Origin of the sequence: Persicobacter psychrovividus (assembly GCF_036492425.1) — a bacterium.
GTDB lineage: Bacteria > Bacteroidota > Bacteroidia > Cytophagales > Cyclobacteriaceae > Persicobacter > Persicobacter psychrovividus.
In genome coordinates this window covers 274,726-299,474 of record NZ_AP025292.1, presented here as the reverse complement: position 1 = coordinate 299,474, position 24,749 = coordinate 274,726, and the positions used below count along the sequence as shown (strand labels likewise).

Genomic DNA, 24,749 nt, shown 5'->3' with positions numbered 1-24,749 from the left:
CCCCTCCACAGTTGGCGCGTTATCGTTGCTTAATGTTTTTCATCTGTTGCTGCCGCCTGAAGTCCTGATATTCCTGTTTCAATTCCCGCATACATTGCACACAAATACAGTCGCTGTATGCTTTTTCCTTGATGAAATCCTTTTCCTCTTGCGTAAATGTAACTGCGTTACACTGGCATTCAGTGATGTTACCTACCTTACATTCAAAATTGTTGCCACATCTTTGGCATGTCTTGGCTTCGTGTTTCTGGATCATCTTCTTTTCAGGAATTGAATCAGGTATCATCTCCACTGACGACTGATTCTGTTACAAATGAAATACAATTGTGGGTGGCGTTATATGACTTTTGTTACACAAGCCTTCCACGGGTAAATAAAATGGTATTCAAGAGGGAATACTTCGGCAACTTAGGCTTTCAATTTTTGGATCGCAATGACGAATGCAGTGGAAAAAGATTTTTTCACCTCAGTCAATGCTTTTTCTGCCTGTTTGCGGCTGGAAAACTCCCCAATCAGCAAGCGGTACTGTGTTTGGCCTCCTGCCCTTATTACCTGAACTTGTTGTTTGCCCAAAGGCGGTATTGTGGCCAGCTTTTGAAGCAAAAAATCGGTAGACTGATAATTGCCACACTGAATAACAAAGCCACTGCTTAAAGTGGCTGGCTGAACATTCAGCTCAAAAGTATGAATGAGGGCAGGTTGTTGGATTGTTTTTACGGAAGCATTCAAGGGTTTATTCGGGGCTGATTTTGGAGCTGCAGTCGCTTCAGGTGCTACGATCGGCCTTGACTCAGCGGCACCTCCTGCCAGGCCAACCACCTCGACAGTCGCGTCGATCACGCCCGTTTTTATTCCCCCGATCTCTTCCATGGCTTTCCTTGATAGGTCAACTACACGTCCCTTCGCATAAGGGCCGCGGTCATTTACTCGGACAATAACCGATTGCCCTGTCGCTTTATTGGTTACTTTCAGTTGGGTGCCAAAGGCAAAGGTACGGTGTGCGCAAGTCAGTTTTTTGTTACTGAAGCGTTCACCGCTGGCGGTTTTTCTCCCGTTAAATTTATTGGCATAATAAGAGACTTTACCGTGCAGGTGTTGCCCCATTTTCTGTGCCTGGGCATTATTGCTGAACATGAGCAATGGCACCGCCAGGAATAGTAAAGCACGCAGTATGGTCTTTGTCATCATTTTTTATTTTTGTAGTGGAATAATTTATTCAAACCAATGGATCAGAAAAAAAACACCCTCCCTGTTGCTCATCAGTATAGCATCGAGCAATTGTATCACTTCAGATGCGGCGCCTGTGCACAATGGTGGAGTATTGCTGACTTTCAGATTGTCGAACAAAAAAAGCTTTATTGCCCAAAATGCGGCCATAAAGCTCCCGTTGAATCCATTAAAAAATAAAGGTTGATCTTGAAAGGAAATGGTCGGGCTTAGATTTTCCCGACGATAATTGTGTCTTTTTTACAACTTTCCCGCGTAGAGGGGTAGTCGGTCATGTAATGTGCCCCACGGCTTTCATGTCGCCTCAAAGCAGACTGTATAATCATATCGCCTACGGCAGCACAATTACGCAACTGCAAAAGCTCTGGCGAAATACGGGTGCGCTTGTAGTAGTCCTCAATTTCTTTCAGATACACCGACATACGCTTATAAGCACTCTTGAGGTGGATTGTCGAACGAACAATCCCAACATAATCCCACATAACATGCTTGATTTGCGAAAGATTGCTTCGGATCAAAAACCATTCTTCTTTATTTTTCGCGCCAGAATCATCCCACGAAGGAATCACGATATTGGAGAAATCTCGGCGGTTTTTCAATCGTTTGGAAATGATTTTCTCTGCAGCACGATGCGTAAACACCAAAGCTTCCAAAAGTGAATTTGAAGCCAGGCGATTTCCCCCGTGAATCCCCGAATGTGCGGTTTCTCCTGCGGCATAGAGGTTTTGCATGGAGGTCAGGGCATTCAGGTTGGTCATTACCCCTCCACAAACATAGTGGGCGGCAGGGGTTACAGGAATCCTATCATGGGCAATATCTATCTTGAGGTGTTTTTTACAGTGCTGATAGATATTGGGGAAGTGCTTCAGTAAATCTTCTTTTTCAATATGTGACACATCAAGGAATACACATTCACTGCGCAATTGTTTCATCTCCGTATCAATCGCTCTTGCCACAATATCACGTGGGGCAAGTTCCAGGCGCTCATCATATTTATGCATGAAACGTTCCCCTCGCTCATTCACCAAATATGCTCCGTGTCCACGCATGGCTTCGGTAATCAAAAATGGTTTTTTCCCCGGATTGTAAAGGCAGGTCGGGTGAAACTGGATGAATTCCATATTTGCGATCCGCACCCCAGCACGGTAGGCCATTGCGAGGCCATCGCCTGTGGCTACCTCAGGGTTGGTGGTATGCTGATAAGCTTGCGATGCACCACCTGTGGCCAGCATGGTGAAATCTGCCTGAAAAGGAAGTACCCGCCTTGAATTGATATCAAGGATATAGGCCCCAAAACACATATTGAAATCTGCCCGCAGATTGCCCAGCACATGGTGTTCAGTGATGAGGTCCACACCCATGTGATGATCAAAGATCGTGATGTTCGGGTGTGCCTCCGCGCGTTCCAATAATGCGCGTTCTACTTCAGCCCCTGTAAGGTCGGCACAATGTAAAATTCGGTGACGGGAATGTCCTCCTTCTTTGGCCAAATTATAGCTACCGTCCTCATTCTGGTCAAAGTTACAGCCCATATCAATCAGCTCCTGCAGTCGGTCTGGGCCTTCCTGCACCAATACCTTCACGGCATCGGGATGGCAAAGGCCTGCCCCTGCAATAAGGGTGTCTTTGTAATGCAGTTCAACATCATCTGATTTATCCCAGACTCCCGCAACTCCGCCCTGTGCATAGCGGGTATTTGACTCCCTCGGTTCGGATTTGGTTACAATATTGACTTTACCATGTTCAGCAACTTTCAGGGCAAATGATAATCCAGCAATTCCAGAGCCCAAGACTAAAAAGTCTGACTTTACGATCGGCATAACTATTCAACTAAGCTTTGTAAAAAGGGCAACAGGTCATTTCTGAATCCATTTCTGCCACCAATTCAATTTACACAAAGCTAAATGATTTCGCTTTAATTCAAGCGGTAAACAATAAAAACTAAAGGGAATACAGCCCCAGCACTACACAAAGCAAAAAATCCATGGCCAAAGACCACGGATTTAATTACTTTCTTATCAAAACTTTAAACATTGAAGTTGGTCAATACACCAAATATCTTCCTGCCAGCAATTAATTATTTTGTGCTTCCACAACGCCAATCGCCGCCAATTGGACAATCTCACGAACAGAGGCTCCCAGCTGCAAGATCTGTACTGGCTTGTTCATGCCCAGCAAAATTGGTCCGACAGATTCTGCACCGCCAAGTTCCATCAGTAATTTGTAGGCAATATTACCCGAAGCCAAATCAGGGAATACAAAAGTGTTGGCCCCTTTCTCTGCCAAAGCACTGAAAGGGTAAACCTCCTGCTGAAGTTCAGAATTTACCGCTACATTGGCCTGAATGTCTCCTTCCACTACCAATTCTGGCTGATTGCCCTTAACGATCTCAACGGCCTGCTGCACCTTTGCTGGTACCTCTCCTTTAGCAGAGCCAAAGTTAGAGTAAGATAATACCGCAATACGAGGTTCGATATTGAAGGAACGCACACGCTCGGCTGTCAGCTCGATAATTCCCGCCAGCTCTTCTGCCGAAGGGTTCACATTAACCGTTGTATCTGCAAAAAAGTACGGATTATTATTGGCCGTAACGATGTTCATTCCCGCTACACGATTTACATCAGCGCGCTTGCCGATCACCTGTAAACTTGGCAAAAGTGCATTAGGATAATCCTGCGTAACGCCACCCAGCACCACATCTGCCTGGCCATTTTCAACCATCATTGCGGCATAGTTACTGCGATCGCGCATGGATTTCACACATTGTTTCAACGTCATGCCCTTGCGCTTGCGCGTTTCCCAGAGCTGAGCTCCGAATTCCTCGCGCTCATCGTTTCTTCTCATCGGATTGATGATTTCCACCTCAGGCATTTCCAGCTGCAATGCTGCAATTCGGCTGCGGATCAGTTCCTCGTTCCCTAAAAGAATAGGTGTACCGATAGCTTCATCCATAATACTGAAGGCCGCCTGAATCATTTTCGAAGACTCGCCATCAATCATTACAATGCGCTTTGGCTGACTTTTGGCCGTGGCAATTACATCGCGAATCAAGCTTTGGTGAATACCTATACGCTCTTCGAGTTCCACACGATAAGCATCCCAATCATCGATGTGCGTGCGTGCTACACCAGAATCAATCGCTGCTTTGGCTACTGCAGGGGAAATCCTGCTGATCAGGCGTGGATCCAGTGGCTTAGGAATCAAATACTCGCGCCCAAAGCTGATAGCCTGCTCTCCGTAAGCCTGCTTCACCATTTCAGGAACAGACTCTTTGGTCATCTCTGCCAAAGCACGAACAGCGGCAAGTTTCATTTCTTCATTGATGGTGGTTGCCTGTACATCAAGCGCTCCACGGAAAATATAAGGGAAGCCCAGCACGTTGTTCACCTGGTTGGGGTGATCAGAACGGCCAGTCGCCATGATAATATCCTTACGGGAAGCCATTGCCTCTTCATAAGGAATCTCTGGGTCAGGATTTGCCAAAGCAAAAACAATCGGGTTTTCAGCCATGGACTTCACCGCTTCTGAAGAAAGCACATTGGCACGCGATAAGCCAAGGAACATATCAGCCCCTTTGATCGCCTCCTCGAGTGTTGAAACATCTCGGCGGTCTGTGGCAAACATCGCCTTACTTTCGTCCAGGTTTTCTCGGTCGTTTTTAATCACACCCTTGGAGTCGAGCATCAGGATGTTTTCCTTTTTTGCTCCCAAAGAAACGTACAATTTGGTACAGGCGATTGCAGATGCTCCTGCGCCATTCACCACAAACTTCATTTCTTCGATTTTCTTGCCAACAATCTCCATGGCATTCAACAATGCTGCGGAGGAGATGATGGCTGTACCATGCTGGTCATCGTGCATCACAGGAATGTTCATTTCCTTGATCAGCGTCTGCTCAATTTTAAAGCTTTCTGGTGCCTTGATATCCTCAAGGTTTACCCCCCCGAAGGTGGGCTCCATGGCTTTTACAATCTGAATAAATTTGTCAGGATCTTCCTCATCGATTTCAATATCGAAGACATCAATCCCTGCGAATTTTTTGAAAAGGACACCTTTCCCTTCCATCACAGGCTTGGAGGCTTCTGCACCGATGTTTCCTAAGCCCAAAACGGCTGTACCATTGGAAATTACCCCTACAAGGTTCCCCTTGGCGGTATATTTGAAGGAATTGCTTTTGTCTTTAGCAATTTCAAGACATGGCTCTGCTACCCCTGGAGAGTAAGCCAAGGCCAAATCCAACTGGGTACTTACTGGTTTGGTAGGAACAACCTCAATCTTTCCTGGAGTGCCTTGCTGATGGTAAGCTAAGGCATCTCGCTTTAATTTGTCTGACATATATTATTGTTAATTTTTAGAGTCGTAAGGGATCTATAGGAGAGGTGGGTGATCAGCGAATCATCATATTCAACCTATTAAAAGAACGGGTGATTTGTAACTGACACACGACCGATTTTCTCTCCGTCATCAGGCACAAAACACCAGCTTCCTTTACTCAGGCCCGAAGTCTTTCTCATATAAAATAAGTCCTTCAACAAGCCATGAATTGAATATGATCAGGTATTTATAACTGTTTACTTACTTTGAGGTTTTGTGGCTGTATTTCCTTTAGGCAATTGGTCAGAGGTTCTGAAGGTCCAAAGGATCGTTTCCAACTCACGCATCATTTCTCTTTTGTTGCCACCTGGGCGATACAAAAAGCCTTCAATATAAAACAGTTTCTTTTGGGCTTCATCCACAATAGCGTACCCCACATAAGTTCCACCCATGGCAATCTCGTGCAATCGCCACAAGCCTCGAATCTCTACGGCATATTTCCCATTAAAATCCACCACCCTTGATTCTGGCTTCAGGATTTTTTGGGTTTCCATATAAGAGTTCGGGTCATCGCTGCCCAAAACATGCTGCTTGCAAAGGCGGTCACGCCAGGCAACAATAGCATCAGGCTCAAGCTGTGACTCATCAGTGAATGGTATGGAGGCCATAAAGAAGTTTTTATCAATTTTCTGCCCTGGGTTACGGAACCACAAGAAATCTTCCGCCTCTTCCGCTTTTTTGTAACCAAAAGGAACGCGCATACTCGCCCCGAATTTTTTAGTGATGTTAAAGGCCTCTACTTTTGATTCCTTGGTGTACAAATCCCTGATCACACGCTTCTTCACGCGATTGTTCAGGTAATTTTGAATCACTTCAGCATTCACCATAATTTTCCCTGCCAATTCTTCCTGTGTCTTACCATAGAAGAAAACCACTTCCTGACCGCGCGCATAAACATCTTTGGCCACAGACATATAGTCGCCTGGGTTCGCATTGTCCAGCTTATTTTTGATGCTCGCTGGAACAGCCTTTTTAGTCAGTGCGTTGCCTCGGCTTTTATTATCTGAGGTGTAAACCCTAATGATCGTTGCCTGGTGCAATAAAGAAGCCGTGAAAGTTTTTGGAGTAACGTGAATCACCTTGAAGCGGGGTTCAGGCTGTGGGAGCACGGGGTAATTGCTCTCAATCACATCTTCAATTGCCTCACCAACGGCCCCTTTCATCGCTACAGAGTCCATCACAAGAATGATCTGCCCAAACTGACCTGTAGCCGCGGGAAGGTATTCTTTTTTGCGACGGCCTGAAGAATCGGTATCACAAGAACTTAAAATTAAAAGTAACAGTACAAAAACAGCCCCTGCGGACTTCAACATATTTTTCATTATGATTACGGATTTTGTTGGCGGATAAAGCAATTAAAATAGGAAGCGAAACGTTCCAAGCTCCAAGTTATAAATTTCAATTTATCCTACCGAATGAAAAGCCCAAGATCCCCCTAAAAAATAAAAACCGAGCATTTGCTCGGTTCTATTCAGCAGTTGTTATCCTACTTTAAGTTTTTGGCCCACCTTGAGGTGATTAGATCTCAGCCCATTCCATTTTTTCAGCTGACTGACCGTTAGGCCGTCAATTTCTTTACAGATGCTCCAAAGGCTATCCCCAGATTTAACGACATAAATTTTGCCTGAAATTGGTTTGCTTTTAGCTGTTGACCTCTTCGAAGAGCTTGTTTTCTTTGCGGAATGCTGACGGTTATATTTTTTTGCCTGATGGTCGAAATACGATGGTTTCACCCAAATATCAAGACGCTGACCGACCCGAATCATGTTGCCTCGAATGTTGTTCCACTCACGGACATCCGAAACCCGAACCCCATACCGTCGGGCAATCTTGCCAAGCACATCCCCTGACCGTACTCTGTGACGAATACGCTCACGTCCGTATACACTGCCAGGAATATTTCGCGCGATCATGTCGATTTCCTTCTGACCGTAAGTTGCTGAATCCAGTAAAATTTCAGCATCGGCAGTAAACCGCTCCGCAGCTTCCACAGGCAAAATCAATGGGTAAGATTTTGCAAAAGGAGGGATAGCATCGTGCTTTAATGATGGGTTGAGCTTGCGAAGGTCCTCAGGGCAAATCTCCAACTGATTGGCCAACACTTTCAGGTTGGTAAACTGACTTACCAGCACCTCTCGAAAATCTGGCAAATAGGCCGGGTCATCGACATACAAATTATGCTCTTCAGCATATTTCATGGTATAAACGACCGCCGCAAACTGCGGTACATAGGAGCGGGTTTCGCGCGGGAGGTAATTGTAAATTCCCCAGAAGGTCTTTTTTCCTGATCGACGAATGGCTTTACGCACATTTCCTGGCCCACAGTTGTAGGCTGCCAAGGCCAATTCCCAGTCATTGAACTGACTGTACAAACTGGTAAACATTTTACAGGCGGCCTCTGTGGCTTTCACAGGATTCACTCGGTCGTCATAATAGGAGGTGCGCTGCAACCCATATTCACGACCTGTAAAATACATAAATTGCCAAAGCCCCATCGCCCCTGCGTGCGACCTTGCTGCAGGCCTCAGCCCTGATTCTACAATAGAAAGGTATTTTAACTCATCGGGAAGATTATACTGCGCCAGTGTTTTTTCAAAAATCGGGAAATACATATGTGATTTTCGAATGATTTCCTTGGTATAGCCACGGTTACGCAGGGTGAAGTAGTCAATAAAATTCTTCACCTTTTCGTTATAATGCATTGGAATGCGCTGCTCGGCATCCAACAATGCCATACGCTCACCAACCACCTTATAACCAGGATCTGGGATATATTCATAATCATAATCTGGTGATACCATCGGCATCGACACCTCATGATCGGGGGTAACTTTGTTATTATCAGTATGCTCAGCTTTAACTGTTGCGGTTAGGGCCAACATCAAGCTCACCAATCCTATTGTTTTCTTCATAATCATTCTTCTTCCAACGCAAAATCACGCTTTATGCGGTGATTGCCATCAAGGCACCTGCAGCTCAGGCTATCAACTCTTGCCTCGTACAAAGAGGAGACCAAAGGCTGATTCCAAACCTGAATTTGCACCAACTTATTTAATTACATCCCAGCCTATATTCTACCCGCAAAACCATTACCGCACTAAAAGACTGTTAATAAGGATATTAGATGCAAAAATACAGATTACCCTTACAATTGTATGACTTAATGACGATTTTTTTCGAGATATAGGGGTCAAAAGGAAAGTTTAGCTGCTTTATTTTCAGGAATTGCAAAAAAAGAACTCCTACGATTTAAGTAGGAGTCTTTATTATTTTTTAGCCTTCGCAGCTTGCGGCGGCCCTATGTAGAAGATCAAGCGTTATTTTTTGATCTCTTTACCTGCATCGTCAATTTCATCTTTAATCTCTTTGGTCGCATCTTTGAACTCGCGAATTCCTTTTCCTAAGCCACGCGCCAATTCAGGAATTTTCTTTGCTCCGAAAAACACTACAACAAACAGAATAATAATTATCCATTCTGAGCCACCCATATTAAACATATCACTAATCTTTAAATATAATTTCTTGTTCTATAAACAAATATACACAATCCGACTGCGACGACAAAACACAAATTTCATTTCAAATTAATGACAGCTAACGACTTCGCAACCAAGATTGCGGATTCAGTTTCTCGCGCTGCTTCCAAACCTGAAACTGAAGTTCCGATTTTCCATCAGCATCGGTACTTACAATCCCGATCGGGTCTTTATCTTCGACCACTTGCCCTACTTTCACCGTGCTTTGCTTCAGCTTGGCGTAAACCGTAAAGTATTCCCCATGCTGTACAATAATGACCGTATTCATCTCCCCAGGTACATGTGCAACAGTTTTTACAACCCCTTTGTGTACTGCCCGAACGATTTCTTTTGATTTAGTTTGAATATCAACGCCAGGGTTTTCAATCATTACCCCCTTCAGGGCAGGGTGAGGGTGCTTTCCAAAGCTTTGACTCACAAAGCCAGAATTTACGGGCCAATCCAATTTTTTTCTGAATTTCGAGAAATCCGCACCAATGAAGGCCACATTCGCTTTACTTACCTTAGCAGATTTCTTCGCTTTTGAGGTCTTGCTTGATGCTTTCGCCTTGGCCATTTCCTCCCGAATAACATCGGCAATCAGGGTGGCCAAATGCGCATCAGCCTGCTTCCGCTTTTTCAGTTCTTTCTTTAGTTTTCGGCTGCTCTTTTTCAGCTCAGCTAATACGCTGCCCTGTTTTTTACGCAAGGCTTCGAGCTCCTGAAACTCTCCCATTTTTGCCACCAGCAACTGATCTTTTTCCTGCTTGGCCTCATTGATCGCCTGCTGCTGATCTTCGAGTGTCTGGCGAACGGAAAGAATCATTTCAATCTGGTTTTTACGCGCCTTGGAGTACTGCCGCATATATTGCACCCGCATCACGAAGTCGTGAAATGTTTTTGCGGAAAACAAAAAGAGGAGATTATTCTGACTGAGCTGCGACTTATAAGCCGTATGCGCCATTTTAGCATATTCTTTCTTCAGCCCTTCAAGGTCATTGCTCATGCTTTCGATCACCTCACCAAGCTCCTCTACACGACCATTGAGCACGTCTACCTCCTGTGTAATCGAAGACATCATCTCCTGTCGGGTTTTTATCTGCTCATTTAGTGCATTCAACTCCCCGACCGTCGCTTTGGTGGTCTTGGCATTCTGAGAAAGGATTCTGGCGGTTTCGGCAATCTTCTTTTTGTTTTGCTCACGCTCACGCTCGAGTTGCTGTTTATTGCGCTGCGCAAAAGTAACCTGCGGGAGGCAGGTGAAAACAAAGAGCGAAAAAAGGATGCTGAAAAATAACTTATTTAATGACATACCGCGAGGAAACTTTAAAAGGGAAGCTCAGCTTCTTTTCATTAATATCAACCTTCTGGAAGTGCATTTTCACCTTGGTAGAAAGGGTACGTCCAGATTGGTCATAAAATACCAAGTCCACGGTATTCTCAAAAGGAAAAATATCAGATTTTCGCTCCCGACGGCTCAGCTTCATCATCGGGTTATCTGTATTTTTACTTTCCTTGTATTCTTTCTTATGCTGTTTTTTCTTGATTTTACTCTTGATGTCCTGAAAGTCCGCATACTGAAGGGTCAGGCTGTTGCCCGTTGTAGGCTGCAAGGCCTGTGTCTGTACGATTCGGTAAGTCAGTGGATCAACCTGCGACTGGTAGCGCATTTTATCACGCTGCTGATCGAGCAAAAAATAACTGCTTTCCCGTTTCACACGGTCTTTGGGCATTTTATCTTCCACCAAATCCCCTACAATAATAGATTGCAGGGTGTGGAAATCCAGTGTTACTTTATAGCGTTCGCTTAATTGTGAATAGGAGAGGGCATATACCTCCTTTTTCAGTTTATTGATAATCATGATGGTATCTGGGGTAAACTGCGCACGCATCACCTCTACGCCCAAGCCTGGAGAAACCGACATCCAGATAATGGAATCGGCTTTCATCCGAAGATTGACCGTCGCCCCGATTTCTTTGTCGCCATCGGAGAAGCCAACCTTCATCTTTCCAGAAAGGTAATCAAAGTCAAGGTTATCAACTCTGAAATCACTTTTCTCTACCAGTTTAAATCCTGCCATACGTTTGTTACAGGACATCATGATTACTGAAAATACAACTACTAAAAGGAGGGAATAATTCCTATTCATATAATTTTTGATGCTTGATCTTTTTGTCGATAAATTCGGAAGCATCCCCTTTTTTCTTTGCCTTTTCCCAAAACTTCAATGCCTCTTCTTTATCGCCAAGCTGAAAAAGTGCATCGCCGTAGTGTTCCAAAACAGCCCCTGAGGCTTCTCCTACATCAATTGCTTTTTTGATGTTTGTACGGGCGCCTTCATAGTCACCCATTTGGTAAAGCACCCAGCCGTAAGTATCCAGGTAAGTTCCGTTTTCAGGATGCAGTTTAACCAACTTCTCGGACATCTGCTTGGCTTCATCCAATTTTTCTTTTCTCAGCGAGAGAAAATACGCATAATTATTCAGGACATGCTCACTGTTAGGGTCAATTTTCAGGGCATCCTCATAAGCCTGATCCGACTTGCTGTTTTCCCCAACACCATTGTAGGCATCGCCCAACTGTCCGTAAAAAACAGTCGCCAACTGCTCATTATTTCCTGACAGCTTTCTTCCTTGCTCCAAAGCGTTGACCGCCTTGTCATAATTTTTTTCCATCAGGTGAGCAGTACCACTGAAGTAATACAGCATCGCTTGGTTCGGGAACAGTTCCAATGCCTTTTCTGAATGTGTGATAGCGGCTTTCATGTCCTGCTCATCAAAATCGATATTGATGATATTCTGCCAAACGGCTAAATTGTTATCATCAAATTCAATAGATTTCAGATAGGCTGCTTTGGCCTTTTGCTTTTCATTCAGTGTAAAGTAATAATCACCGTAAAGTGCGCGGGCGTTGGCATCTTCAGGGTGTACTTTTACCAACAACTCACAAAGTTTCTGAGCTTCTTCCTTGACGTCTTCTTTTGTCATTTTCTGAAACAACCCAACCACATAAGGCAGCTTGGCTTCAATGCTCATTTTCGGATCTGCCATTGCCGAATGGATATTCTTTTTGGCCTCGACGTAATCACCTTGCTCTTGCTGAATTTGTCCCAATAGCATTCGCACCTGAGAGCTGTTTTCGGTTTCAAGGTAATCTGTCAGCATTTTCTGTGCTTCAGCAGTTTTACCGTTTGACAATAAAATTTCTGACAGTGCCAATACATAACGTGGCTCATCAGGAAAAGCCTTGATTAACTTTTCACCTTCTGCTACGGCTTTATCCAGCTTTCCTTGCTGAATATAAATTTTTTGTTTCTGAAAAATCACCTGATCATTCAAACCAAAGCGAGCTTCTACTTTATCGAGCTCCGCCAAAGCCTCGTCATATTTCTTCATGTAAAGATACAGGCCTGCAAGCTCATAGCTGAACTCGTCGGTTTTCTCCACATTTGCCATCAGGGATTTGTAAGTTGAAATTGCCTTTTCAAGCTCTCCAGTTTTTTTATAAACCTCCGCATTAATCAGGTAATAGTAGCGGTTCGTGTTGTCAAGTTCAAGGGCTTTTTCAGCATATTTCTTGGCATTCTCCAACTCCTTTCGATGGATAGAAATTTCCGCCAGTTTAAAATAAGCCGCCGCATTATTGGGGTCGAATTCAAGTGATTTCTCGAAGTAAACAAAAGACTTCGCCATATCTTCAAGCATGAAATATTTCTCCGCTTGGGTAAAATACATCTCCGCATTTCTAATTTCCTTCTGCGTAGGAACTTTTGCTACCGCTTCTTTTTTATGCTTTTTTTTACGCTTCTTTTTTTTCTGAGCCATCGCCTGATCGGCAGAAACAAGTACTGAGGAAGCGATCAATAAGCTTACCCCAACACCACGTAAGATTTTGGAAATATTCATTCGTGCGCGTATTATTTTAAAATTTGTCGTGCGATCCAATTTGACCGTCTTAGTAAAACGAAAATTACGGATAAACAGCCAATATCCCCTGTTAAAATTGTAAAAACAAAGGATTCAATAGCCAATCGGTCAAAAATAATTTTATTTATACACAAAAAAGGCAAAAAAATGAGCACGTCATTTCTTTGCCTTTTCATGATGATTGACTGCCGTTTACTCTGCAATCGTATTGAAATCCCCTACGCTCATGGTTTTTGATTTACCATCAAAAGAGGCGTGGTTACCAATCATAGAATCTTTTAGGATCGCACGGTTGATCTCACTGTCTTTTTGAATAATGGAGTTCTCCACCCTTGCGTCTGTTATTTCTGTACGGTGCCCTACTGAAACGTGAGGCCCTACCACAGAGTTGATGATTCGAGCCTGACGGCCGATATACACAGGAGGGATAATCACGGAATTGATGATTTGTGCGGTAGGGTCTACCAAATCTTTTTCATCCTTGATATATTCCAAATAACGGTGATTGGTATTTACAGTAGCCGTTTTATTACCACAGTCCAGCCATTCCTGCACTGTTCCAGGGTAAAACTTCGTGCCGCTGTTGGTCAAATTCTCCAACACACGGGTCAGTTGATACTCCCCGCTGTCCATGATTTTATTGTCAATCAACGTACTAATTTCCTGACGAAGGTCTTCTCCTTTTTTGAAGTAGTAAATACCGATGATCGCCAAATTGGAAACGAAAGATTTCGGTTTTTCCACAAAGGCCATAATTCGCTTTTGATCATCAAGCTGAACAACACCAAAAGCCGAAGGGTCTTCCACTTCTTTCACCCAAATAATACCGTCTTGCTCTATATCCAGCGTAAAATCTGCCTTGAAAAGGGTATCAGCAAATGCCACTACGGTTTTTCCTTCCAGAATTTCCTTCGCACAATAAATGGCATGTGCAGTTCCTAAAGCTTCTTCCTGATAAAAAATATGGCCTTTAGCACCTGTGCGAGAGGCAATTTGGATCAAATCTTTCTCTACATCCTCACCAAAATTTTTACCAATTACAAAACCGATGTTTTCTACTTCAGAAGGGCAAACTTTTACGATATCTTCTACCAGACGCTCAACAATAGGCTTACCTGCAATTGGAACTAATGGTTTAGGCACGGTCAGGGTATGCGGACGCATTCTTTTCCCCATTCCTGCCATAGGAATAATAATATTCATGAACTATATGATGAATTGAGATTAAAAAACTATTTTCCTGTGCTTCCGAAACCGCCCGCTGCACGCGCAGAATCTTCCAGCACTTCTACTTCTTCCCAGGCGATTTGCTCATGCTTGGCAATCACCATTTGCGCAACGCGCTCTCCATCCTGCACGACGAAAGGCTCATTGGATAAATTTACCAAAAGCACTTTCACTTCGCCACGATAATCGGCATCAATGGTTCCTGGGCTGTTCAATACTGACAAGCCATGCTTGAAGGCCAGACCACTACGTGGACGAATTTGCGCTTCAAAACCAACAGGAAGTTCCATGAACAAACCCGTTGGGATCAATACACGCTCCAGTGGACCAAGGGTAATAGGTTCAGAGAGGTTGGCATTGAGATCAAGACCTGCCGCTGCTTCCGTTTGGTATTGCGGAAGGCCATGCTTTGATTTATTAATTACTTTAACTTTCATTACGATATATATTTTTCAGCCTACTTCTATACAGATCGGCGTTGAATCATTTTTCGCTCCAAAATAAACACCATTGCGACAAAGATCAAAAAGATCAGCAGTTGAATCCCTTTTAATATCAGATAATTATCAAAATGCATATGATAACAGCAATAGGCCAACACGCCTGAGGTACTCAGATAAAGCAAGCCCCGACCAACCTGATAAGGAACAGGGTAATGCTTTTTCCCCAAGATGTAGCTCACCACCGTCATTCCGCCATAAACGGCAAAAGTAGCCCAGGCAGACCCCATATATCCGATTACAGGAATCAGAAAATAATTTAGAACGATGGTCATGATTGCCCCACCAACAGAGAGGTAAGTGCCGAAATAAGTTTTATCGGTAAGCTTGTACCACATGGACAAGTTATAATAAATACCCAAAAACAAGTTGGCCATCAGCAAAATTGGAACAGCATCCATGGCCATGCGATAGGCCTTCTGACGGAGAAATAAATGGGAGATAATATCAAGGTTGGCTACCACTGCCAAGAAGGCAATACTCCCGAAAGCGGTAAATACATGGGTTACTTTCCCCAAAAGAGCGGGGGAGTTTTTATCCTGAGCATTATTGAAGAAAAAGGGTTCTGCGGCATACTTATAAGCCTGAATCGCCAGGTTCATGAATATTGCCAACTTGTAACATGCGCCGAATATTCCCAAAATTTGCTGATTGGTGTAGCCAGGGTAAAAGCCAACAGGCAGTATTTTCTTTAGCATCAGCCTTGAAAACATCTCGCTTGTTGTTCCTGCAACACCCATAAATAGCAATGGGACACCATAAATCACCATCGGCCGAACGGTCTTCCAGTCGAGCTTAAACCTGAACCTTTTGTAAATACCAAAATGCATGACCGAATTTGCCATGGAGGCCACCATATTGGAAAATATCACAATTGCGGGCCCAAGTGCTGGAGTGTAAATTTCACTGACAAAAGGGTAGAGGGCAGGAAAGGCACCATTGGTCATGATTTCATTCATCCCCACCAAAAGTATAATATTCAGCCCCATGTTCACCAGAATATTGATCATCTTGGTGATGGCAAAACGCTTGGCACGCCCCTCAATCCTCAGCTTTGCAAAAGGGAAGGCATTGATACCATCGAGCATCAGGATAAAAGCCAGCGCATACACATAAGCCTCCTTGCCTGGGTATTCCAGGTAATTCATGATCGGAGTAGCACAGGCCACCAAGCCTAAGGCCAAAATGGTATCGACAATCATTACTATCGACAATACCCGATTGAAAATCTTCTGCGTGTCTGCTTTATTCTGAGAAACGAAGCGGAAAAATGTGGTTTCCATCCCGAAGGTAAACAGGATCAGGAAAAAGGCAACATAGGCATAAAGCTCTGTCACGACACCATATTCTGAAGGGCTCAGAAATTTGGTATATAACGGGACTAAAAAATAATTTAGAGTCCGCCCAACGATACTGCTCATCCCATAGAGAACCGTATCGCCAGCAAGTTTTTTCAACCTACTCATTCAAAAATGCTTATAAACTAAGGAAGGATTGGGTAGCCCAATCCTTCCTGATTATTTTAAAACTATCTGTTTCTTATTTTACTCTCCCAAAAACTCAGGATTTCGCTTTTCCAAAAAAGCATTTACGCCTTCTTTAAAATCAGAAGACTTACACAAATTGGAAAAATTATTCGCCTCAGACTGATAACCAGCATCGGTACCTTTAGATGCCGCATTCACACAGCTGATCACAGAACCAATCGCCAAAGGAGCTTTATTAATGATTTTCGACATAATCTCACGCGCCTTAGTCATCAACTCTTCATGTGAATAAACCACATGGTTCACCAAGCCTAAAGCTTTGCCCTCAGCCGCAGGAACATGGTCTCCTGTAAGCATAAGTTCTATTGCTTTTCCACGACCAACAATGTGTGCCATACGCTGCGTACCACCAAAACCAGGGATCAACCCCAAATTAACTTCTGGTAAGCCAAAGCGCGCATTTTCTGTCGCCACACGAATATGGCAAGCCATCGCCAATTCACAACCGCCCCCAAGAGCAAAGCCATTCACTGCCGCAATAACGGGCTTATGGCAATCCTCAATAAGTGCGAACACTTCCTGCCCTGTTTCGGAATATTTTCTTCCATTCAGCTCATTAAGGGTCTTGATTTCGTTGATATCCACCCCTGCAGAAAACGATTTCTCGCCTGCGCCGGTGATGATCATCCCCAACACTTCCTCGTCATCATATCCCTGCTGAATAGCTTCCCGAAGTTCTTCCAATGTCTGTAAGTCCAGCACATTGTACTTTTCAGGTTTATTGATCGTCAGTAGCAGAACGTGATCTTCTACCGCAAACTCGATGGATTTAAACATTACTTAAATGGAATTTTTTTACCAAATATAAAGGATGACCTTAAAATCACAAAGGATGTTGAATGAATTTAAAGAAACTACAAAGCCAGCACAAGTACCCGCCTGAACTCCCTTCCCTCCAATGACTCCTCATTTTAAGCCCATTAGCTTTATTTGAAATTTTATTGTGGCGAAATTAAAGCAATTTCCTGACCACAAAAAACATTCGTGCTTAATTTAAGCATCAGTCTAATAAAAATCTATTTTTAAAGCAAAACAAGTCAAGTCGATAATTTATTTTGTTAAAAAAAATCATAAAACCCACCACTTAGTGTAAATCATAACAAAGAATTCATTGATATTTTTCTTAAATTGATCGAAGAATTGATATTCAACAAAGCCTAAATCATCCCTAAATACCAAATTATGCCCAACAAAACCATCACTGTTGCCCATGGCGACGGCATCGGACCAGAAATCATGGCAGCCACTTTAGCCATTCTTAAAGCGGCGAATGCACCTATTGATATTGAAGAAATTGAGATCGGTAAAGAGGTTTACCTGAAAGGGATTTCCGCAGGCATTGCACCTGAATCGTGGGAATCACTGCGAAGAAATAAAATATTCCTTAAAGCACCGATCACCACTCCACAAGGCGGAGGATTCAAAAGCCTTAATGTAACCACCCGAAAAACCCTGGGGCTTTACGCCAATGTGCGCCCCTGCCGATCTTACTACCCTTATGTTCAGACGCACCATCCGCTAACGGACATGGTGATTATTCGTGAGAACGAGGAAGACCTTTACGCAGGAATCGAGCATCAGCAAACAGAAGATGTTGTACAGTGTTTGAAACTGATCTCAAGAAAAGGCTGTGAAAAGATTGTCCGCTACGCTTATGAGTATGCACGTAAGTACGGCCGTAAAAAAGTAACCTGTATGACCAAAGACAATATCATGAAACAAGCCGATGGTTTGTTCCACAGAGTCTTTGATGAAGTAGGAAAAGAATACCCTGAAATTAAGCAGGAACATATGATCATTGATATTGGCTCTGCCATGATCGCCGATCGCCCTCACATTTTTGATGTGATCGTCACCCTGAACCTTTATGGTGATATCATTTCTGATATCGCTGCGCAAATCACGGGCTCCGTGGGACTTGGCGGATCATCAAACGTAGGGGAGAACTATGCCATGTTTGAAGCCATTCACGGGTCTGCACCTGATATTGCGGGTAAGGATATAGCCAATCCTTCGGGCTTGATTAATGCCGCTGTGCTGATGCTTGTTCATATTGGTGCCCCAGAAACGGCGGCTAAAATTCAGAATGCATGGTTAAAAACCATTGAAGATGGCTTTCACACTGCTGATATCTACGATAAGAACAACAGCAAGGCCTTGGTAGGCACTACTGCTTTTGCCGATGCCGTAATCGAGCGTTTGGGTCAGGTACCTTCGGAACTAAAAGCCGTAACCTATTCCGAGCAAAAGAGCGAGCCATTACCGATGAGCGTTTACCCTCCACAAACCAAAACACTTGTTGGAATTGATGTATTCGTGGACTGGAAAAGTGAAACCATGAACCCTAATGAAATAGGGGAAAGGTTAGCCGCACTACAACCTGACGGCCTGAAATTAAAAATGATCACCAATAGAGGTGTCAAGGTATACCCTAATGGGAACCCTGAAATTTCCTGTTCAGACCATTGGCGTTGTCGATTCACCGCTACAGCGGGTACCAACACCCATCAGCAGGTGGCTGATCTTTTAACTTTGATGGCGAAAAAGAATATCGATTTTATCAAAACGGAACACTTGTATGATTTTGACGGAGAAAGAGGTTACTCTTTAGGACAGGGCGAATAAGGTCAGCTATGAACTGACAAACGCCATGTTATAATTAAATATTTAGCGATGACCTATAACTCAGCATAGGTCATCGCTTTTTTTATATTCAAAAAATCTGTGTTTCATTCCAGTAGAAATAACCCCGATTTTCGACACAAAAAATCATCTTCATATTTTGCACTCCAAATATTACATCTAAATAAGCTCCTAAATTTAAATTCTTTAATACCATACTGATCGTCATCGTTATACCCACCAAACAACCATTCAATTATGACGATGACAAAGCATCTTTCTTTCCTTTGCCTTATGGTATTGCTATTGGTCGCGGCCTGTAACAATAAACCTGACGAAGGAGTCCAACCAAATTCTACTGCATTAGAAGACCTGTCGATTCCCGAGGATTTCAATTTTGAAACTGAAAACATTAACAGTATCACTATTGATACTGACCTTAAAAACACCCCTTTTCGGTTAATGAATGAACATTTAGCCGTTATCCTTGAAGAGAAAACAGATGCCAATGGTCAATTTTCACACGCCTTGAATATCCCTACTGCCTCTGACAAAATCTACCTTCAATTCAATAAAATTGGCGTTCCACAAGATTCCTTTGCCATCTCAAGAAGTGCTGGCTTTGATTTCCAGCTGAAAACCAGCAGAGGAAACGAAAGATCCCAGGCGACAAAAATCAACGGCGACCCTGGACTCGGCTTCACCTATCTTGGTGGCTGGGATACCAATGGTGTGCCAGATTACCTTGAACCCATCTCAGACAATATCAGTGGGGACTTTATCCAAACTATTCAGACCACTTTGCCACAAGGCTACCCTGTCCCTGAATACAACCCACATTACCTCCAAAGCAGTGTGAAGGAATTTGCAGTAACTCAGAACAATTCTGAGGTCTGGATTACCTTTGTGCATGAAAGTGCGGGTTTCAAAAACACAATCGGATTCTACACCTATCCAACAAATACGCCTCCACAGACCCCTGAAGAACTCAGCCATAAAACAATCATTTTCCCTAATGCGTCCTTGAACGGCAGTGGTGGTGGACTAATGATGGGCGATAAAGTAAAATTAGGAACGTTTGATGCTGGAACATCCATTGGCTTTTTCATCATCCCAAGTGGTTACGATGGCCAACAGCCTTCCCGATCTCCTTTAGGCACCTTCTATTCTTTACTTGACCTGAATCCTGAACAGGATCCAAACCAGCAGCATATGGTAATGCTATGGGATCAGGACGAAGACCGATTTGTCCTTGGCTTTGAAGACCTTAACCGAGAAAACAGTGGCTGTGACCATGACTTTAACGACCTTGTACTGACCATTACCAGTACACCTCAATTCTCGACCAGCAATGTACCAACGACACAGACCTTTTCAGACAGTGACAACGACGGTGTGGATAATGCCTTTGATCGCGACCCGAATGATGCCCGCAGAACTTATTATGACTACTACCCAGGTGCAGGGACTTATGCCTCTTTAACTTTTGAGGATTTATGGCCAAGTAAAGGGGATTACGACTTTAATGACCTTGTTTTGGATTACCAATATCAGATCGTTAAAAATGCGGATTACAAAGTATCCTTTATTGAAGGAATAATCATTATCAAAGCCATCGGGGCTGGGTATAGCAATGGTTTTGCAATTAGTTTCCCAGAACTCGGACAAGGTGATATTGAATCAACAAAAATCGTAACGAAAGACCCGAATGATGCCGTCTTCAGTACTGGACTCTTCCAGCGTGCCTCTGACGGAACAGAAAGAGGGCAGCGACATGCCGTTATTCCAATTTTTGAAAATGCGTATGATATCATGCCATCTTTTGGAGGGGCATATGTTAATGTGGTGAAAGCCAATCCTTACTTAACCCCCGACACCCTCCGTTTCTCTATTGAACTGACCACTCCTAAACTTATTTCTGAAATCGGTAATGCCCCTTTCGATCCTTTCATGATCGCCAACATGAAACGTGGCTATGAAATCCACCTTCCTGGCCATGAAAACACCTCATTGGCAGATGTCGATTTGTTTGGTGAAGGCGATGACGATTCAAACCTCTCAGGATCCAAATTATACAAATCAAACCATAACCTTCCGTGGGCCATCAACCTTCCTGTTTCATTTGATTATACCCAAGAGGGAAAATCTATTGAAAAAGGCCATCTAAAATTCGTTGAGTGGGTGCAATCTGGCGGAAGCAGTTACCAGGATTGGTATCTTGATTTACCTGAATACAGGAATGACAGTAATATTTATTAAGCCATCTGGCTTACGCCTGTAAGCCCTCGCTCCCTTCTGCCCTCTTTAGTTGAAGGGAGCCTTAATTTAACACAAAGCAATCTCTTTCCACAACCAACCTTACATCCATTATATAATACCAAGAGATCTAATTTCCTGAAAAAATAACTACACCACGGAGGGCTCGTAACTCTTCAAAAACTATTAACCTATTCTCAAAATGAAAAAACATTATTTAGTAATCATATTCGCCGCGATGGCATTATTTGCCTGTAAATCCGATCGGGAGAATGTTAACCCCAACCCAACACCACCCGATGGTCTTGAAGGAGCCCTTGTTCCTGATGGCTTTAATTATGAGATGGAGGCAGTTCAAGGAGTAACAATTAACACCTCCTTAAAAAACAAACGTTTCACCCTGATGTCCGAAGACTTCAAACCAGTTGTTGAGGGAGTTACAGGTGATGATGGCAGTTTCTTCTATGAAATGAATATACCAACAGCAACAGAAAACATGTATATTAAATTTTCTGATATTGGTATCCCTCAAGATTCATTTGCGATCAAACGTTCTGACGCCTTTACCTTTGAGTTCAATGGTGACCGTGCAGCAAACAATCGTACTGAAGCAGTACAGGCAACAATCACCGGAGACCCTGCATTAGGATTTAATTATCTGGGTACCTGGAACGAATATGGTTTCCCTTCTTACACTGTTTTACCTTTTGTAGCGGCATCCACTGACCTTATAGATGCCATTAACGTTTCACTTCCTGAGGGTTACCCTGTACCAGACTATAACCCTCAATACCTCGCATCCGATATTCAGGAAGTCGAAATTAAGGAAGATGACACAGAAATCACGCTTACCTTTATGCATGAAGGCGCTGGATATCGCAATGTATTGGGCTTCTACACTTACCCAACAGGCACAACGCCTACCCTTGAAAACATCTCCCGCACTATTATACTCCCAAATGCTTCTTATTACGGCAGTGGTGGCGCTTTATATTCAGGTGATAAATTTGAATTAGGTTCTTTTGACGAAGGTACAACTCTTGGCTTTTTCTTAATTGCTGATGGTTTCAACAGAACAACTTATCAACCTTCGAATACTTCAAAGGGTACATTCTATTCAAGAGCTGAATTCAACCCTGAGTCGGATCCTGAACTGCAAAAACACATGGTATTGCTTTATTATGCGCCAGAAGATCAGGTGGTGATTGGTTTTGAGGATATTTTCAGAAATTCTCCAGCTTGTGATCAGGACTTTAATGACTTGATGTTTACCTTAAAATACAGCAAGAAGATTGACATCAATGATATACCAAATACTTCTGTTCCAAAAGATGATGATGATGATGGTTTAGATAATAAATTCGACAGAGACCCTAACGATCCTAACCGTACTTACTATGAGTATTATCCAAACTCTGGAGGTTATGCTTCATTAGCTTATGAGGATTTATGGCCAAGTAAAGGAGATTATGACTTCAATGATTTGGTCGTTGACTACCAATACCAAATTGTTAAAAATGGCGATTATGGTGTTACCTTTATCGAAGCAGAATTTGTTATTAAAGCTATTGGTGCAAGTTACCTGAACGGTTTTGCGATCAACTTCCCTGCGCTGTTACCTTCAGATATTAAATCTGTGAAATTATTGACTTCTGATCCTGATGACGAGCCATTCAAAAAGAACTTGTTCGAAACTGTAAATGGTGTGGAGTCTGGCATTACCACCTCTGCAGTTATTCCAATTTTCGCCAATGCCTATGATATCATGCCGTCCCCTGAAGGTAAATCATATGTCAATGTAATTCAGGAAAATCAATATACTACACCTGATACAATAAGAATGTCTATTGAGCTGAATACGCCATTGATATTCACTGAAATTGGACAGGCTCCATTTGACCCATTCCTGATTGCGGATCAAGGTAGAGGAACTGAGGTTCACTTACCGGGAAAGCCTAACACAGCACTTGCTGATATCGCATTATTCAGACAACATGATGATGATACCAGACCGAATATTGACAAATATTATAAATCAGGAAACAACTTGCCGTGGGCAATCAATATTCCAACCTCATTCGCTTACCCTAAAGAAGGTAGAGCCATCAATACGGCACACCTGAAGTTTATCGAATGGGTACAGTCAGGTGGTACAAGTGCTACAGACTGGTACATGGATGAGACAGGTTACCGAAATACAAACAATATTTACAGTGCACCATAATTTGAGAGATTAACTAAAAAGCCCGAGGCAAATGCTTCGGGCTTTTTTTATGTCAAAATGAGTCATCACTACTCACAGCTCGTAATCGGTAAATCGATTGTTAAATATTTTCCAGGATGTCTTTTGACATCGCATCCAAATCAAATTTTGGTTTCCACCCCCAATGCGCTTGTGCGAATTGATCGTCGATGGAATCTGGCCATGATTCCGCAATTTCCTGACGGTGATCTGGCGCATAAATCATTTTAAAATCTGGAATGATTTTCTGAATGGAAGAACCAATTTCTTCAGGAGCAAAGCTCATCCCTGCAAGGTTGTAAGAAGTACGGATCTTCACTTTTTCCGCAGGGCTCTCCATCAGCTGAATTGTCCCTCGGATCGCATCATCCATATACATCATTGGTAAAACTGTTCCTTTATCCAGGAAACAGGTAAACTCTTCGCCCTGCTTTGCCTTGAAGTAAATATCAACAGCATAATCTGTTGTTCCTCCACCAGGCATCGCTTTATAGCCTACCAAGCCAGGGTACCTTACCGAGCGAACATCGACACCAAACTTCTGAAAATAGTATTGGCACAACTTCTCTCCAGCCAGTTTATTGACACCATACATCGTCGAAGGGTTCATCACCGTCTCCTGAGGAGTCATCACCTTGGGAGTATCAGGGCCAAAAACAGCAATAGAAGAAGGCCAGTAGATTTTATTCAACCCTTTCTCACGTGCAAGCTCCAATACATTGACCAAACCATTCATGTTGACATTCCAAGCTACACCTGGCTTCGACTCCCCAATAGAAGACAAAATAGCTGCCAGATTATAGATTTGTGTAATCTTGTGTTTTTCAACAATTTCCCCCAAGCGGGCACGGTCCAAAATATCCAACTGCTCAAACGGGCCACGTGCTGCCTGTGCTCGTGCTGCTGTAATATCTGATGCAATGACATTATCCTCCCCGTAAAGCTTTCTCAGCTCATCGGTTAACTCTGATCCCAACTGCCCAAAAGCGCCTATGACTAATACTCTCTCCATTCCTGAAACAAAAAAAAGATGAATTTTTTTAAATTAATTTTAATTATTCTTATCGAAATATGAATAAATTTAAAATCACCCCTGAAGCACTCATGATACCTTGGGATTTCGGGTCTAATTTATGATTTTTGAATCAGTAAACAGCCTAAGATTATGGAATTTATCGAATATTTGAGATCGAAGAATATTAATCCAAACCTTTTTGAGAAAAATGATACCGACAAGTATCAGCTTTGGAATCAAGAGTTTAGCCAAATGCACCCAAAAAGTTTTACCATGCAGAAATTATTTGAAATTAAT

The 24,749-nt window shown here is 43.0% G+C and carries 18 protein-coding genes; 3 read left to right on the top strand and 15 right to left on the bottom strand.

Annotated features, from left to right (window positions below):
* Nucleotides 1–19: 19 nt before the first annotated feature.
* The 14 genes from AABK40_RS01280 to AABK40_RS01215 all read right to left on the bottom strand — a co-directional run bounded on the left by AABK40_RS01280 (nucleotide 20) and on the right by AABK40_RS01215 (nucleotide 17,094).
* Nucleotides 20–256, bottom strand: a complete 237-nt coding sequence (locus tag AABK40_RS01280; protein ID WP_338397436.1) for a cysteine-rich CWC family protein — start codon at nucleotides 254–256, stop codon at nucleotides 20–22.
* A 152-nt stretch (nucleotides 257–408) separates the two neighbouring features.
* Nucleotides 409–1,188 carry a septal ring lytic transglycosylase RlpA family protein gene (locus tag AABK40_RS01275; protein ID WP_338397435.1) on the bottom strand — a complete coding sequence of 260 codons (780 nt, stop codon included), beginning with the start codon at nucleotides 1,186–1,188 and terminating at the stop codon, nucleotides 409–411.
* A 248-nt stretch (nucleotides 1,189–1,436) separates the two neighbouring features.
* Nucleotides 1,437–3,047, bottom strand: coding sequence for an L-aspartate oxidase (nadB, locus tag AABK40_RS01270; protein WP_332919819.1), 1,611 nt, complete (start codon nucleotides 3,045–3,047; stop codon nucleotides 1,437–1,439).
* 253 nt (nucleotides 3,048–3,300) lie between these two features.
* Nucleotides 3,301–5,562, bottom strand: a complete 2,262-nt coding sequence (locus AABK40_RS01265; protein WP_338397434.1) for an NADP-dependent malic enzyme — start codon at nucleotides 5,560–5,562, stop codon at nucleotides 3,301–3,303.
* A gap of 236 nt (nucleotides 5,563–5,798) precedes the next feature.
* A complete protein-coding gene (locus AABK40_RS01260; RefSeq protein WP_332919821.1) occupies nucleotides 5,799–6,923 on the bottom strand; it encodes a DUF4837 family protein in 1,125 nt (374 codons plus the stop codon).
* A gap of 159 nt (nucleotides 6,924–7,082) precedes the next feature.
* Nucleotides 7,083–8,513, bottom strand: a complete 1,431-nt coding sequence (locus AABK40_RS01255; protein WP_338397433.1) for a lytic transglycosylase domain-containing protein — start codon at nucleotides 8,511–8,513, stop codon at nucleotides 7,083–7,085.
* Between the two features lie 405 nt (nucleotides 8,514–8,918).
* Complete coding sequence (locus AABK40_RS01250) at nucleotides 8,919–9,098, bottom strand: Sec-independent protein translocase subunit TatA/TatB (RefSeq protein WP_332919823.1); 180 nt, start codon at nucleotides 9,096–9,098, stop codon at nucleotides 8,919–8,921.
* A gap of 97 nt (nucleotides 9,099–9,195) precedes the next feature.
* A complete protein-coding gene (locus AABK40_RS01245) occupies nucleotides 9,196–10,428 on the bottom strand; it encodes a murein hydrolase activator EnvC family protein (RefSeq protein WP_332919824.1) in 1,233 nt (410 codons plus the stop codon).
* A complete protein-coding gene (gene lolB1, locus AABK40_RS01240; RefSeq protein WP_479681202.1) occupies nucleotides 10,415–11,266 on the bottom strand; it encodes a lipoprotein insertase outer membrane protein LolB1 in 852 nt (283 codons plus the stop codon). Before lolB1 ends, AABK40_RS01245 begins: the two co-directional genes overlap by 14 nt.
* Nucleotides 11,259–13,022 carry a tetratricopeptide repeat protein gene (locus AABK40_RS01235; RefSeq protein ID WP_332919826.1) on the bottom strand — a complete coding sequence of 588 codons (1,764 nt, stop codon included), beginning with the start codon at nucleotides 13,020–13,022 and terminating at the stop codon, nucleotides 11,259–11,261. The genes lolB1 and AABK40_RS01235 overlap by 8 nt, the downstream gene beginning before the upstream one ends.
* 213 nt (nucleotides 13,023–13,235) lie before the next feature.
* Nucleotides 13,236–14,246 (bottom strand): sugar phosphate nucleotidyltransferase, encoded by a 1,011-nt coding sequence (locus AABK40_RS01230; protein ID WP_332919827.1) that lies wholly within the window; start codon nucleotides 14,244–14,246, stop codon nucleotides 13,236–13,238.
* A 29-nt stretch (nucleotides 14,247–14,275) separates the two neighbouring features.
* Nucleotides 14,276–14,707, bottom strand: a complete 432-nt coding sequence (dut, locus tag AABK40_RS01225) for a dUTP diphosphatase (protein ID WP_332919828.1) — start codon at nucleotides 14,705–14,707, stop codon at nucleotides 14,276–14,278.
* A 26-nt stretch (nucleotides 14,708–14,733) separates the two neighbouring features.
* A complete protein-coding gene (locus tag AABK40_RS01220; protein WP_332919829.1) occupies nucleotides 14,734–16,236 on the bottom strand; it encodes an oligosaccharide flippase family protein in 1,503 nt (500 codons plus the stop codon).
* A 78-nt stretch (nucleotides 16,237–16,314) separates the two neighbouring features.
* The gene (locus tag AABK40_RS01215) at nucleotides 16,315–17,094 is read right to left on the bottom strand and encodes an enoyl-CoA hydratase/isomerase family protein (RefSeq protein WP_332919830.1); all 780 of its coding nucleotides are present in this window, start codon (nucleotides 17,092–17,094) and stop codon (nucleotides 16,315–16,317) included.
* A gap of 402 nt (nucleotides 17,095–17,496) precedes the next feature.
* Between AABK40_RS01215 and AABK40_RS01210 the strand changes: the two genes are divergently transcribed.
* From AABK40_RS01210 to AABK40_RS01200, 3 genes are all read left to right on the top strand, one after another.
* Nucleotides 17,497–18,942: an NADP-dependent isocitrate dehydrogenase gene (locus tag AABK40_RS01210; RefSeq protein ID WP_338398054.1), complete on the top strand. Its 1,446-nt coding sequence runs from the start codon at nucleotides 17,497–17,499 to the stop codon at nucleotides 18,940–18,942.
* Nucleotides 18,943–19,197: 255 nt separating this feature from the next.
* Nucleotides 19,198–21,198, top strand: coding sequence for an LruC domain-containing protein (locus AABK40_RS01205; RefSeq protein ID WP_332919831.1), 2,001 nt, complete (start codon nucleotides 19,198–19,200; stop codon nucleotides 21,196–21,198).
* 199 nt (nucleotides 21,199–21,397) lie between these two features.
* A complete protein-coding gene (locus AABK40_RS01200; RefSeq protein WP_338397432.1) occupies nucleotides 21,398–23,419 on the top strand; it encodes an LruC domain-containing protein in 2,022 nt (673 codons plus the stop codon).
* A gap of 100 nt (nucleotides 23,420–23,519) precedes the next feature.
* Here the strand turns inward: AABK40_RS01200 and AABK40_RS01195 are convergent, their stop codons facing one another.
* Nucleotides 23,520–24,449 (bottom strand): NAD-dependent epimerase/dehydratase family protein, encoded by a 930-nt coding sequence (locus AABK40_RS01195; protein ID WP_332919833.1) that lies wholly within the window; start codon nucleotides 24,447–24,449, stop codon nucleotides 23,520–23,522.
* Nucleotides 24,450–24,749 lie beyond the last annotated feature (300 nt).

What these genes read in the sequence shown, in the direction of transcription:
- AABK40_RS01280 (WP_338397436.1), bottom strand. Translation starts at nt 256, where the DNA reads ATGATCCAGAAACACGAAGCCAAGACATGCCAAAGATGTGGCAACAAT.
- AABK40_RS01275 (WP_338397435.1), bottom strand. Translation starts at nt 1,188, where the DNA reads ATGATGACAAAGACCATACTGCGTGCTTTACTATTCCTGGCGGTGCCA.
- nadB (WP_332919819.1), bottom strand. Translation starts at nt 3,047, where the DNA reads ATGCCGATCGTAAAGTCAGACTTTTTAGTCTTGGGCTCTGGAATTGCT.
- AABK40_RS01265 (WP_338397434.1), bottom strand. Translation starts at nt 5,562, where the DNA reads ATGTCAGACAAATTAAAGCGAGATGCCTTAGCTTACCATCAGCAAGGC.
- AABK40_RS01260 (WP_332919821.1), bottom strand. Translation starts at nt 6,923, where the DNA reads ATGAAAAATATGTTGAAGTCCGCAGGGGCTGTTTTTGTACTGTTACTT.
- AABK40_RS01255 (WP_338397433.1), bottom strand. Translation starts at nt 8,513, where the DNA reads ATGAAGAAAACAATAGGATTGGTGAGCTTGATGTTGGCCCTAACCGCA.
- AABK40_RS01250 (WP_332919823.1), bottom strand. Translation starts at nt 9,098, where the DNA reads ATGTTTAATATGGGTGGCTCAGAATGGATAATTATTATTCTGTTTGTT.
- AABK40_RS01245 (WP_332919824.1), bottom strand. Translation starts at nt 10,428, where the DNA reads ATGTCATTAAATAAGTTATTTTTCAGCATCCTTTTTTCGCTCTTTGTT.
- lolB1 (WP_479681202.1), bottom strand. Translation starts at nt 11,266, where the DNA reads ATGAATAGGAATTATTCCCTCCTTTTAGTAGTTGTATTTTCAGTAATC.
- AABK40_RS01235 (WP_332919826.1), bottom strand. Translation starts at nt 13,022, where the DNA reads ATGAATATTTCCAAAATCTTACGTGGTGTTGGGGTAAGCTTATTGATC.
- AABK40_RS01230 (WP_332919827.1), bottom strand. Translation starts at nt 14,246, where the DNA reads ATGAATATTATTATTCCTATGGCAGGAATGGGGAAAAGAATGCGTCCG.
- dut (WP_332919828.1), bottom strand. Translation starts at nt 14,707, where the DNA reads ATGAAAGTTAAAGTAATTAATAAATCAAAGCATGGCCTTCCGCAATAC.
- AABK40_RS01220 (WP_332919829.1), bottom strand. Translation starts at nt 16,236, where the DNA reads ATGAGTAGGTTGAAAAAACTTGCTGGCGATACGGTTCTCTATGGGATG.
- AABK40_RS01215 (WP_332919830.1), bottom strand. Translation starts at nt 17,094, where the DNA reads ATGTTTAAATCCATCGAGTTTGCGGTAGAAGATCACGTTCTGCTACTG.
- AABK40_RS01205 (WP_332919831.1), top strand. Translation starts at nt 19,198, where the DNA reads ATGACGATGACAAAGCATCTTTCTTTCCTTTGCCTTATGGTATTGCTA.
- AABK40_RS01200 (WP_338397432.1), top strand. Translation starts at nt 21,398, where the DNA reads ATGAAAAAACATTATTTAGTAATCATATTCGCCGCGATGGCATTATTT.
- AABK40_RS01195 (WP_332919833.1), bottom strand. Translation starts at nt 24,449, where the DNA reads ATGGAGAGAGTATTAGTCATAGGCGCTTTTGGGCAGTTGGGATCAGAG.